The organism is Candidatus Cybelea sp., assembly GCA_036489315.1.
In the GTDB taxonomy this organism is placed as follows: domain Bacteria; phylum Vulcanimicrobiota; class Vulcanimicrobiia; order Vulcanimicrobiales; family Vulcanimicrobiaceae; genus Cybelea.
The window spans coordinates 1-12,313 of record DASXFZ010000008.1; the positions used below are offsets into that span (position 1 = coordinate 1).

General features: G+C 62.7%; 9 protein-coding genes. 5 read left to right on the forward strand and 4 right to left on the reverse strand.

Annotation, left to right across the window (positions count from 1 at the left end; translation table 11 throughout):
* Positions 1–161 precede the first annotated feature (161 nt).
* On the reverse strand, positions 162–1,256 hold the full coding sequence (locus VGG51_01075) for a hypothetical protein (GenBank protein ID HEY1881614.1): 1,095 nt from the start codon (positions 1,254–1,256) through the stop codon (positions 162–164).
* A 114-nt stretch (positions 1,257–1,370) separates the two neighbouring features.
* Positions 1,371–2,018 carry a hypothetical protein gene (locus tag VGG51_01080; protein ID HEY1881615.1) on the reverse strand — a complete coding sequence of 216 codons (648 nt, stop codon included), beginning with the start codon at positions 2,016–2,018 and terminating at the stop codon, positions 1,371–1,373.
* Positions 2,019–2,331: 313 nt separating this feature from the next.
* Between VGG51_01080 and VGG51_01085 the strand changes: the two genes are divergently transcribed.
* The 3 genes from VGG51_01085 to VGG51_01095 all read left to right on the forward strand — a co-directional run bounded on the left by VGG51_01085 (position 2,332) and on the right by VGG51_01095 (position 5,507).
* Positions 2,332–4,308 carry a ferritin-like domain-containing protein gene (locus VGG51_01085; GenBank protein HEY1881616.1) on the forward strand — a complete coding sequence of 659 codons (1,977 nt, stop codon included), beginning with the start codon at positions 2,332–2,334 and terminating at the stop codon, positions 4,306–4,308.
* Between the two features lie 77 nt (positions 4,309–4,385).
* Entirely contained in the window at positions 4,386–4,619 is a 234-nt protein-coding gene (locus tag VGG51_01090) for a hypothetical protein (GenBank protein HEY1881617.1), read from the forward strand.
* 60 nt (positions 4,620–4,679) lie between these two features.
* Positions 4,680–5,507: a hypothetical protein gene (locus VGG51_01095; GenBank protein HEY1881618.1), complete on the forward strand. Its 828-nt coding sequence runs from the start codon at positions 4,680–4,682 to the stop codon at positions 5,505–5,507.
* Here the strand turns inward: VGG51_01095 and VGG51_01100 are convergent.
* Together VGG51_01100 and VGG51_01105 are read right to left on the reverse strand one after the other, a co-directional pair.
* Positions 5,486–5,971, reverse strand: coding sequence for a hemerythrin domain-containing protein (locus tag VGG51_01100; GenBank protein HEY1881619.1), 486 nt, complete (start codon positions 5,969–5,971; stop codon positions 5,486–5,488). The genes VGG51_01095 and VGG51_01100 overlap by 22 nt on opposite strands.
* Positions 5,971–7,110, reverse strand: a complete 1,140-nt coding sequence (locus VGG51_01105; GenBank protein HEY1881620.1) for a glycerate kinase — start codon at positions 7,108–7,110, stop codon at positions 5,971–5,973. The genes VGG51_01100 and VGG51_01105 overlap by 1 nt, the downstream gene beginning before the upstream one ends.
* Before the next feature lie 108 nt (positions 7,111–7,218).
* On the opposite strand from VGG51_01105, the gene VGG51_01110 reads away from it, so the two are divergent.
* Both VGG51_01110 and VGG51_01115 read left to right on the forward strand, forming a co-directional pair.
* Positions 7,219–10,149, forward strand: coding sequence for an FAD-binding and (Fe-S)-binding domain-containing protein (locus tag VGG51_01110; protein HEY1881621.1), 2,931 nt, complete (start codon positions 7,219–7,221; stop codon positions 10,147–10,149).
* Positions 10,150–10,331: 182 nt separating this feature from the next.
* Positions 10,332–12,086 (forward strand): S53 family peptidase, encoded by a 1,755-nt coding sequence (locus tag VGG51_01115; protein ID HEY1881622.1) that lies wholly within the window; start codon positions 10,332–10,334, stop codon positions 12,084–12,086.
* Positions 12,087–12,313 lie beyond the last annotated feature (227 nt).

Below are 12,313 nucleotides of genomic sequence, written 5' to 3' on the forward strand. Positions count from 1 at the left end.
CGCTCTTGGGACGACGCGCGAAACGCTCCAGTTGTTCTCGCTCGTCGCGCGTAAGATTGAGGTCTCGCTTGGGTCGGCCACGAACGGTTTGCCTGGATTTCCTCACTTATCCAGTATACCAAAAGTCTCGTGTTATTGCAACGAACTTATAACTCACAACACTACTGTCTGGAGCGCGGGCTGTACGTGACGCCTTCCACTCCATTGAAGGCGGAGAGGCCGTTGTTAAAGCTGTACCAATAGCTAAACGTGCCCTGGTGGTATTTGTAGACGTCGATCTGTCCGTTGATCACGTCTGCTGCGGCGAAGGTCATCGACTGCTTGTTGAGGTGGCCGAAGACCGCGTTCCCCTGCAGCGTGTACGGGCCGCTGACGACGGTACACGCCGGATTGCATCCCGAGTAGACCGTTGCCGTGCCAAAGATGCTGTCGAGCGAAACGATGTTGCCCTTGTTGTCGATGTCGAGTCCACCGAAGGAGCCGTTCTGATAGCCGGTTGCCGTCTGCCCGGAGCCCGTGCAGCCCGCAAACCACGTCAACGTCGGATTGCCGCTCCCGTCGATGGCTGAGGCCCAGCAATCGCCGCTGCCTTTCTTCATCACCACGCTCGAGACGGCGAACATGTTCGGATTGCTGAGGTTTGCGCTGCAGCCGCCGGAGAGCGTGCAGACCGAGATGCTGCCGGCACCAAAGAAGTCGAAGACGTTAGCGACGGCGATCCTACCGCTGACCGCGTTTGCGGCTGAGGCGTCGACCGGCTCGCCGTAAGTGTCGTTGATCGTTCCCAGCGAGGGTCCGCATTCGCCGCGGCCTTTGAATATTTGAACCGTTGCGGTCCCGCCGTCGGGCTCGATGATGTCGCCTTGATCGTCCGAGGAGATGCCTTGCGGCAGACTCACGCCGCCGATCGTGCAGGCCGGCGGAGCATTCCCGGTGTTCTTATTTGCGTACTCGAGCAGCTCGCTCGTCAGAAGCTGACCGACGTAAAAGCCGCCGGCGCCGGCCCCGCCGCCACCGCCACCCTTTTTGCTCAGCGGAACGCCGTGCAGCGGCATCTCGTGATTGGGGCGCATCGAATCGGGGATGAGCGTGGCCCGCCGCGACCAGTGCGCTCGAAGATGCCCCTGCGCGTCGTGGGTGATTGCAGAGCTGACGCCCGTATCGGCCGCCGGAGTCGTCGAGGAGGGGCCTCCCGAACACGCTGCTAAGAGGGCGGCTGTGGCGATCGTGCCGATCGCGCAGGGTAGTGAACGCATAGCTAAATGACTCTCTTTCCAAAGAAGAAGCTATTGGGGCGGCCTCCGGTTGTGGCGGGTTGGAAACCGCCCCAATCCGTTAACGAAATCGAGAGCCTGGCTGTTCCGTCCGGGTTAGGTGCTTGGAATGATCCCGATCGCGCGCGCCGCGACGATAATAATTGTAACCAACGAGACCGAACTTTGAACTACCATTAGACCCTTGACTCGCGACGTTAAGGGCATTGCTTCTGTAGGACTAAAGGCTGTCGCCGTGGTGAATCCGAGGAATAAATAGTCCATAAATACCGGTTTCCAGCCGGCGGGAGCGCGCGCCGAGGCGTAGGCCGGGAAATCGAAATCGGCCGGCTCGTCCGAACCGCTCGCGCGGGCATCGGGGCCGCCGCGGTCGAGCGCCCAGTAAAGCAGCGAAAAGACCAGTACGTTGGCCGACCAGATGGCCAGCGAGGTGAGGATCAACGAGGTCGGTTCGACGCTGCCGGAATCGAAGAGAACGTCTTGCACGACGTCGGCGAGATTGGCCGCGTTTAAAACCATCGCGGCGACGATGCAGAGCGTCATTGCGTTCCACTCGAGTCGCCTGCGACGCTGGTTCTTTACGTAATACGTTGCGATCAATAAGACGATCAACAGTGCGCCGATCGCGGTAACGGCGCCACGCGGCGCCAGCCGGTAGCGGCCTTGCAGCGTGATGTCGAGTGCTCCAAAACAGAGCACCGCCACGATGGCGCCGATTCGCGAGCCGCGTTTTACGTCGAGCATACTCGCATGGTACGCCATGCGGCCGCTATTTCTGCTTTCCGGGCAGGTGTTTTTGCGGCTGCGACGCATCGTCGCACCGGTTCTTCGTTCCCGACGGGTTAATCCAAAACTCGTCCTGCCACACGCCGGACCGGATGCTGACGAGTTTTCCCGAAATCGCCTTTGCCGGCGGTAATACCGAAACGGTGAAGAAAGGCGAGGCCCGGGCCCTCACTTCAATCGAGAACGCCACCGCCGCCCTAAGTGACCTCGCGCCTGTCGCCGTGAGTGGAGGCTCTGCAACCCACCCACGCACGGCCCCGGTTAAGGCGGCATGAGCGTCGCTGCCGAAAATCACATCGCGCCCGTCGAAACCCGTGAAGAGCTGCTCTACTTGCTGACGCGCGCGTCGGAGCTGGAGCACGACCTGGCATGCTCCTACTTGTATGCCGGATATTCCATTAAGATGCGTCCGGACGAAGGCGGCATTACCTACGAGGAGCTGTTGGCGATTCGCGGCTGGAAGCAGAAGATCGCGCACGTCGCGGTCGAGGAGATGCTCCACCTTGCGCAGGTTTCTAACCTTCTGACGGCGGCCGGCGGCGCGCCCCATTTCGGACGCGCGAACTTTCCCCTTGCGCCGACCGCGTTTCCGTTCGGAATCGAAATTACGCTCGAACCCCTTTCCCACGAGCTGATCGAGCGCTTCATGTGCTACGAGATGCCGGCCGACGAGGCGATTCCGGTGCATCTCCGTCCGCTCTGCGACGACATCCGCCGCCGCACGACGGCACAGATCGATCACGACGAAATCGTTCGCCAGCAGAACGCGATCGAGCCGTTCGACGTCGACTTCCGCACGATCGGCGAATTCTATAAGAAGATCGAAACGGCGTTCGATACGATCAGCCCCGAGCGGCTCTTCATCGGCGATCCTGCCGATCAGGCGCGCCCGGATTATCTCGATCTCCCACGCAAGCTGATCCGCGTGCACGACCGCGCCTCCGCGCATCGTGCCGTCGAGCGGATCATCGAACAGGGCGAAGCACCGCCGCGCCACCATCCCGACGCGCATTTCTACGTATTCCATTCGATCCACGAGGAGTACGAGCAGCTCGCGCAGCGCGCGAAGGCGGAGAACCGCGTCTTCGAGCCCTTCCGCAAGATGCTCGTCAATCCCATCACCCGCATCGCCGGCCCCAATGACGGCTTGCACCGCATCACGGATGCCTCGTCACGCGAGCTCGCCGAAATCTTCAACAGCGTCTACGAATTGATGCTGATGATGCTGGCGCGCTTCTTCGCGCACGGCGGCGAAACCGAAGAACAGTTACGCCTCCTTTCGCGCGGTACGCTGCGAATGATGGCCTCCGGCCTGCGTCCGCTCGGCGAGGCACTCGCACGGATGCCGGCCGGCCCTGAGTATCCGGGCATGACCGCGGGGCCGCCCTTCGGCATCACTCAGAACGTGCGCTTGCTATCGCACCGCAAAGCCGCCTGGATCTTTTTCCTCGAGCGTCTCTACGATCTCTCGACACGCCTGACGAATCTCGCCACAGAGGCGACGATGCCGCAGCAAGTGCAAGAGGCCGCGGCCGCCCTCGAATCGGTCGCCGAACACCTCACGCCCTTCATTCCACCGGAATTCGCCCAGGCCGTGCGCGAGGATTGCGACGGCCGCGCCAACCGCACGAGCATCCGCCCGGAGCTTGACGGTCCGTACATCGTCCGCAACCTTCGCAAGCTCACCAATTCCAAAGGCGAGAGCTTGGACGTGCGGCCGATTCTCGCGCTCTGCCGCTGCGGCGGCTCGGCGATCAAGCCGTACTGCGACGGCACGCACGCCCGGATCAACTTCTGCAGCAACAAAAAGCCGGATCGAACGCCCGACCATCTCGATACGTATGAAACCAAAGAACTCACGGTGCTCGACAATCGCGGCACCTGCTCGCACTTCGGCAACTGCACGGAACATCTGCCCGCGGTCTTCCACGTCAAAGGCGAGCCGTTCGTGACGCCCGAGGGTGCGCCGGCCGAGCAGATCGAGGCGATCGTGAAGCAGTGTCCTTCGGGCGCGCTCGGCTTCATCAAGGAAGGCGTTCGCTATGAAGGCGAGCCGCGCGAAGCCGAGATCTTCGTGTCGCACAATCAGAGCTACTGGGTTCGCGGCGGCATCGAGCTCGAAGGCGAGCCGCGCAATCAAGGCGCGTCACTCGAGCACTACGCTCTCTGCCGGTGCGGCCATTCGAAGAACAAACCGTTCTGCGATGGTTCGCACTATTACGCGAATTTCGACGATCCCGATAACTAACGCGCGCAAAGGGCCGGCGGACCACCCGAGCAGCGGGAGCGCCGCCATTGACCACCCGATCTGGGTATAGTAAGTAGGTGCTCGCCGAATCCCTCGATCCTGCGCTGGCCGCGCGTGAAGCCGGGCTGCGATATATCGACGACCGAAAACCCGGAATCACGCGGCGTAAGCGCGGGAAGCACTTCGCCTACTTCCTTCCCGACGGAAAGCCGGTGAGCGACGAAACCGAGCTGCAGCGAATCAAATCACTGGCCGTGCCCCCCGCGTATGGCGACGTTTGGATCTCGCCAATCGCCAACGGCCACCTCTAGGCGACCGGACGCGACGCGCGCGGACGCAAACAATACCGCTATCACAAGCGCTTTCGCGAAGTGCGCGATGAAGCGAAGTACCGCCGTCTCGTCGCCTTCGGCCACGCGTTGCCGGCGATTCGCAAGGCGGTCGCCGTCGATCTCTCAAGCCCCGGCCTCACGCGGCGAAAAGTGCTCGCTGCCGTCGTCTCGCTCCTCGACGCCACCGGGCTGCGCGTCGGTAACGAGGAGTACGCCCAGACGAACGACTCATTTGGCCTGACGACGCTGCGCACGCGCCACGTGCGCGTTGCCGGTTCGCAAGTGCGTCTGCATTTTCGCGGCAAGACGGGGAAGGAGCAGCGCATCCTGCTCGACGACGCGCGGCTCGCGCGCATTATCAAGCGGTGCCGCGATCTTCCCGGTGAGGAGCTCTTCAGCTATGTCGAGGAAGACGGCTCGGTCGCGACCGTCAGCTCGGACGACGTCAATGCCTACCTGCGCGAGATCGCCGGCGACGATTTCTCGGCAAAAGATTTTCGTACGTGGATCGGGACCGTCGAGTGCATCGGCGCGCTCGCCGAGCCGGCCGCGCAGCTCGTCGATGCAAAAACGAACATCGCCGCCGCTTTAGAGCGTGTCGCCGCGCGCCTCGGCAATACCCCGGCGGTCTGCCGAAAGGCCTACGTTCATCCGGCCGTCCTTGAAATCTACACGGCGCAGCGAAAGCTGCCGGGGCGAAAGCGCATCGCGAAAGAGAAACGCTCCGCAGACGGTCTCTCGTCTGAGGAGCGCTTCTCTCTGCGGTTCGTCGAAGGATGGGAGAAGAAGGGCGAGCCGCTCGATCAGACGCTAAAACGCTCGCTCAAAGCGGCTCGCCGTCAGGGTCAGACGGCCGTTTCGAAGTGAAGCGACTTGCGGAAGGTACGCACGGCCTCTGCGAGCTCTTCGACCTTCCGGGGATCACCGATCTCCAGCAGCCGCGGAAACGCTTTGTTCTCTTCCTCGTCGATGTGAGCAAGCACCGCCTCTTGGAACTTCTGAGCTTTCACGCCGAACTGCGAGACGTCGCCGGCTTTGAGCAGGGCGTCGAGCTCAAACGCGAGGACGTCCGCGTCGGCGGTTTCGTGGTAGAGGTGCTGCGATTCTTGTTTGCTGTCGGCAATTTTGTTGATCGCCGGATAGACTAAGTTCTCTTCGGTCGCGTTGTGGATCGTGAGAACTCCAACCAGCTGTTCGAATACGCGTTTGCGCTCTTGGGGCCCCTCCCCCGTCAGCTCCGTCAGCAGGCTCTTGATCACCTGATGATCGTTGCGAAGGATTTCGACTGCGTCGTCGCCGCGTACGGGTAGAAGTGTCGTGTCGATCTGCATTACGTTGGCATACCCGCACCGCTAGCGGTCGAAACGGTTGCCTGCGCGGCGGCTTCCAATAACCTCGCGGCCGATCGTATCGACTCCTCGAGCGGCATACCGGCCGGCGAAATCCCGACGACCTCGATGCCGAGTTGTGCAAGGCGTTGCTTGGCGTCCTTATCCACCGTCCCACCGAACGCAATCGTCGGAACGCTATGCTCGCGGGCGATCTGCGCCACGCCGTAGACCGTTTTGCCGTGCAGTGTCTGAAGGTCGATTTTCCCCTCGCCCGTCAAACACAGCGCCGCGCCTTTCAGCAGCTCACCGAGTCCGCACTCACGGGCGATGAGGCGAACGCCCGGCAGCAGCTTCGCACCCAGATACGCCACGAGCCCAAAGCCGAGGCCGCCGGCCGCACCCGCGCCCGGGGCATTGCTCTCATCGCGGCCGAGCGTGCGCGCGCTAACGCAGGCAATGTGCCGCAGCACCTCTTCGAGTTCCTCGATCTGTGCGGGCGTCGCGCCCTTCTGCCCGGCAAAGGTATACGTGGCGCCATCCGGCCCGTACAGCGGGTTATCGACGTCGACGGCGACCTCGATCGTAGTCTTTCCGATTCGCGGGTCGAGCCCGGCGAGCTCGATCGACTCGAGGCGCGCGAACTCGAGAATGGCGTCGTCGATCTCTGCGCCGGAGGCCTCGAGAAAACGAACGCCCAGCGCCCGCAGCATTCCGGTGCCGGCGTCGTTGGTGGCACTTCCGCCGATTCCCATCACGATCCGGTCGGCGCCGCCGTCCAACGCGGCGCGGATCAGCTCGCCGGTTCCAAACGTGGTGGCTTTCGTTGGGTCGTACTGTGAACGATCGAGCAACCCGAGCCCGGAGGCGCTCGACATCTCGAGGATTGCCGTTTCGCCGGTGCGCGCGTACGCGGCGTCGACAAGCGCACCGCGCGGGCCGCGCACCCGCGCCACCTTTCGCATTGCGCCGCGCTCCAAGAAGACGTCGACGGTTCCCTCGCCGCCGTCGGCCATCGGGCAGAGCTCGCAGCGCGCCTGCGGCCGCGCCTTCGAAACACCGCGCTCGATCGCGCGCGCCGCTTCAGTTGCGCTCAAGCTTCCCTTAAACTTATCGGGAGCAATAACGATCGTATCTTGCACCCCGCGGAGATTCTCCGGAACAACTGCGGCACCCTGAGCGTGGGCGCGAAGCGCCGAAGTCGAAGGACGATCGGGGAATTCCCCAACGGGCGGTATAACGCAATCGGCGTGAGCGATGAGGCGCGAAGGTGGGGTGGCGATGCACGAGGGCTTGAGCGAGCGCTTCGCGCCCGCATCTCCGGCGAGGTTCGCTTCGACGACGGCTCGCGCGCCCTCTACGCAACCGACGCCTCGAATTATCGCCAGGTTCCAATCGGTGTCGTCATCCCGAAAACGGCCGGCGACGTCGCTGCTGCTTTCGAAGTCGCTCGCCAGTTCGGAGCGCCGATCCTGGCTCGAGGTGGGGGAACCTCACTCGCGGGCCAGTGCTGCAACGTCGCCGTCGTCCTCGATTTCTCGAAGTACCTGAACCGCGTCATCGAAATCAACCCCAAGGAGAGGTGGGCTCGCGTCGAGCCCGGCATCGTCCTCGACGACCTGCGCGCTGCTGCCCTGCAGCACGGCCTCACGTTCGGCCCCGATCCGGCGACGCACGCGCAAAATACGCTGGGCGGCATGATCGGCAACAATTCCTGCGGCATGCACGCGCAGATGGCCGGCAAGGTTGAAGATAACGTCTACGAGCTCGACATCCTCACCTACGACGGCCTCCGCTTAACCGTCGGCGAGACACCGCCTGACGAGCTCGAACGTCTCTGCGCGCGCGACGACCGCACCGGCCAGATCTATCGTGGCCTGCGCGAGCTGGCCGATCGCTATGCAGCCGACATCCGCGAGCGATTTCCGAATATTCCGCGCCGGGTTTCGGGATATTCGCTCAACGAGCTCCTCCCCGAAAACCACTTCAACGTCGCACGCTCTCTGGTCGGAACCGAGTGCACCTGCGCGATCGTCCTTTCGGCGAAAGTCAAGTTGATCGTGAATCCCGACAAGCGCTGCCTGCTCGTCCTGGCGTTCGCAGACGTGTGCGAAGCCGGCGACGCCGTCGCGCGGGTCAACGCGCACGGACCCATTGCGCTCGAAGGCTTCGACGATCTGCTGCTCGAGTTCATCAAGCGCAAGCGGCTCGACGTCGGCGACGACCGTCTTCTCCCGGGCATCGCCGAAGCGAAAGGCTGGCTCATCTGCGAGTTCGGCCGCATCGGCGATATGGAGGGAGCGCTCGCAGCCGCCAGCGTCTGCGAAGCCGACCTGCGTTCTGCCGGCGCGATCGACAGCAAAATTATCACCGGTGCGCACGATCAAAAGGTCCTCTGGGAGTTCCGCGACGCAGCGCTCCCCGCGACGTCAAAGGTGCCCGGCTTACCGGATCTCTATCCGGGCTGGGAAGACTCGGCCGTGCCGCCGGAGGCCGTTGGGCGTTATCTGCGCGACTTACGTGCGCTCTTTGAGAAGTACGGCTACGTCGGCTCGCTCTACGGCCACTTCGGGCAAGGCTGCATCCACGTCAACACGACTTTCGACCTGCATACGGAAGCGGGAGTCGAGGCTTGGAAAGCCTTTTTGCTGGAAGCGGCGCAACTGATTCGCCGCTACGGCGGTTCGCTCTCGGGCGAACACGGCGACGGCCAGGCGCGGGCTGCACTGCTGCCGATCATGTACGGTGAACGTGTCGTCGAAGCGTTTCGCGCCTTTAAGCATGTTTGGGATCCGCAAAATCGGATGAATCCCGGCAAGGTCGTCGACGCCTACCCGGTCGACGTCGACCTCCGCGAGGGGCCGCCGTACAATCTGCTCGATCCGCCAACGTACTTCAGTTTCGCGCGCAACGATGGCGGGTCGTTCGCCTACGCCGCAAACCGCTGCGTCGGCGTTGGAAAATGCCGCAGCCATGAGAGCGGTACGATGTGCCCGTCGTATCGCGTTACCCGCGAGGAGCGCCACGCAACCCGCGGCCGCGCGCGCCTGCTCTTCGAGATGCTGCGCGGCTCACCATTGACCGGCGGCTGGCGGTCGGAAGAGGTCAAATCGGCGCTCGACCTCTGCCTCGCGTGCAAGGGCTGCAAACACGATTGTCCCGTCAACGTCGACATGGCGACCTACAAAGCCGAGTTCCTCGCCCACTACTACGAGGGGCGTCTGCGCCCGGTCTGGGCCTATGCGTTCGGTCTGATTCCGTGGTGGGCGCGCCTGGGCTCGCGCGTCGCGCGGCTCGCGAACTTCGTCACGCAAGCTCCGGTGCTATCGAACCTCGCCAAAGGCGCGGTGCGCATGGCGTCGCAGCGACGGATTCCGAGGTTTTCCGAACCCTCGTTCAAAGCTTGGCACCGAAAGAACCGCTCGAATCCGGTCACGGTCACCGGCGGCAAGCGCGTCATTCTCTGGGTCGATACCTTCAACAACTACTTTCACGCGCCAACGGCGCAACACGCCTTCGAGGTGTTGGAGGATGCGGGCTACGAGGTCGTCGTTCCGCTGCAGAATCTTTGTTGCGGGCGGCCGCTCTACGATTATGGAATGCTCGATCGCGCGAAACTCTTTCTGCGGCGCGTCATCGACGAGCTCCGCCCGGAACTCGAACGCGGCACGCCCATCGTTGGCCTTGAGCCCTCATGCGTAAGCGTCTTCAAAGACGAACTGCTCAACCTCTTTCCGCAGGATGCCGGCGCCCGGCGCCTGAGCGAAGCGGTGACCCTACTCGGGGAGTTTTTAGCAGCCGACGAGTCGTGGCAAGCGCCAAAGCTGGCCGCAAAGGCAACCGTGCATGCGCACTGCCATCAAAAGGCAGTCCTCAGCACTGCGGGCGATACGGCCGTCCTCAAGGCGATGGGCGTTAAGGCGGAGTGGCTCGACGCCGGCTGCTGCGGAATGGCCGGTGCCTTCGGCTTTGAGGCAGGCGAACACTACGAGGTCTCGGTGAAGGCCGGTGAGCTAGTGCTCTTACCGAGCGTCCGTAAAACGGCATCCGACGACTTAATTATCAGCAATGGATTCTCTTGCCGCGAGCAGATACGTCAGTGCACCGACCGCGAAGCACTCCATCTTGCCGACGTCATCTATCTCGCCGCGCAGAGCCGCACGTTACCGTCTCCACTCTGAACCGCGCGCTTCATTCTGAGGGGCCGACCCTCACCGTTGCTCCGGCCGCCTAGTCCCCAATTATTCGCGGATCGGGTCACCAGTATGGAAAGCTTTTCGGAAAAGGTAGGGTTGCTCCCCCATGCTGCCCGCGCCGCCCCGATGGTAGCATCTCGTTGAACCGCCTTTACAAAGGAGCGACTATGAGTTTGCAAACCAGGTGCGCCGCGGCAATTGCGGCCGCGATGCTTACGGCCTGCTCGCGCAGCACGGCACTACCGCCGGGCGCCGGCGGCGCAACGGCCTTTCAGGTTCCCGTAGGGTCTGCCGGCGCGGCCGCCGGTCGACAAGGGGGCCTACGTTTTTCGGTCGCCCTGCCGCTGCGCGATCAGCAGAAGCTTACGCAACTGCTGGAGGGCTTGCAAGATCCGTCCTCGCCGACGTTTCGCAAGTTCATTTCGCGCCGCGATTTCTTGCGCAGTTTTGCGCCCAAGCCCGAGGTGCTTGCGGCGGTGGCACGCGAGCTGGCCGGAGCCGGGTTCACGGTTTCGGTTGGCGACCAGGCGGTAACGGCTGCCGGTACGCAGACGCAAGCCGAACGTTATTTCCGCACGCCGTTACAAATGGTCGGCAGCGGTTCGTCGGAAGCACTCGCTCCGCGAACGCGGCTGACGCTCTCGCCGCTGCTCGAGAGCAGCGAAGCGACGATCGTCGGCCTAAACGGTATCCCCCCGATGCGTGTGTTTTCGAAGCTCGCTCGCCCAAACGGCGGCCTTCGCCCCGATAACATCGAGGGTCCGTACGGGCCCTATTTCGGGACCGACTTGAAACAGGCGTACCAATACCCTAGCTATCTGGATGCGACCGGTGCCGGAGTCACTATCGGTATCGTGATCGACTCGCCGGTCAGCCAATCGGATATCGAAGAATATTTTCGTGCCGAGGATTCGAAGGTCGCCCCAAGCTTGAAAGATGTGAAAATCGACGGCGGAGGTAAATATGGCGGGGACGGTACCGGCGAAGCTACGCTCGACGTTCAGCAATCTGGCGGTATGGCTCCCAGAGCAAATATCGTTATCTTCGACACTCCCAGCCTCAGCGATTCCGATATCTACGACGCCTATTCCGCGGTCGTCAAAGACAAGAGCATCGTCGTCGTCAACTCGTCCTTCGGCGGCTGCGAGCTGGCATTTAAAACCGTCAACGGCCTGAAAGAGCTTAAAGCATACGACGCGATCTTTAAGCAAGGCCTGAGCGAAGGCATCACGTGGGTGGCGGCCAGCGGCGATCACGCGGCGATGCAATGCGGCTCGAATAATAAAAAAGGCGTGGTCTGGCCGGCCGTCAGCCCTTACGTGCTCGCGGTGGGCGGCACGAATCTCACGACGTCGTACGCCAAGGGCAGCCCGAACTCGAAGTACCAGCACGAAGACGCCTATGCCGACATCAAGCCGAATAACGGCGGCGACTATTGGGGGTCGGGCGGCGGCTACAGCGTGATCTACCCGCGGCCTGCGTATCAGAAAGCGGCCGTCGCAAAGCCGGCGCGCGGGCTTCCCGATGTCTCGGTTCACATGGGCGGAGAAGGGTTCAGCTCGGGCGGCCACAGCTGCGAGGCGCAGAAGTGCAACCTGGACGACAGCAGCGATACCGAATATGTCGAGGGCCAATGGACGGAATCGATCGGCACCTCGGCGGCGTCCCCGGATTTCGTCGGCCTGCTCGCGCTGACCGCGGAACTCGTGAAGGGCAAGCTCGGCCCAGTGAACGCAGAGCTTTACACGGCTGCCAACAAGCGTAAGGGCTACTATTTCCGCAAAGGCCTCAAAGGCAATAACGGCTATCCGACGACGGCCGCCCTTTGGGATCCGGTTCTGGGCTTGGGTACGCCGTACGGCGCGCGCGTCGCCGGTGCGAAGTCCGTAGCCGGTGAGCCCACTTCTCCCTCGAATCCTTGAGGAAGCTTGGTGCCGCAAGAATCGTTCCGCTTCAGAATCTCTGTCGGGGGGCCCGCCGTACGATTATGGGATGCGCGAACCCTTGGCTTTGGACGGCTTCGCGTCGCGAGCCGTCTTGTGCCTAAAACCGGGCCGAAGGTCCCGGGCAAATAGGTCAGGTCCCCGCTGCGCATACTGCTTTCCGACCTAACGGCGGCATGCTGAACCGTGCTACCTTGCATACAGGG

Bases quoted from the DNA above. Each gene is read 5' to 3' on its own strand.
- VGG51_01075 (HEY1881614.1), bottom strand. From the start codon at position 1,256: ATGCGTTCACTACCCTGCGCGATCGGCACGATCGCCACAGCCGCCCTC.
- VGG51_01080 (HEY1881615.1), bottom strand. From the start codon at position 2,018: ATGCTCGACGTAAAACGCGGCTCGCGAATCGGCGCCATCGTGGCGGTG.
- VGG51_01085 (HEY1881616.1), top strand. From the start codon at position 2,332: ATGAGCGTCGCTGCCGAAAATCACATCGCGCCCGTCGAAACCCGTGAA.
- VGG51_01100 (HEY1881619.1), bottom strand. From the start codon at position 5,971: ATGCAGATCGACACGACACTTCTACCCGTACGCGGCGACGACGCAGTC.
- VGG51_01115 (HEY1881622.1), top strand. From the start codon at position 10,332: ATGAGTTTGCAAACCAGGTGCGCCGCGGCAATTGCGGCCGCGATGCTT.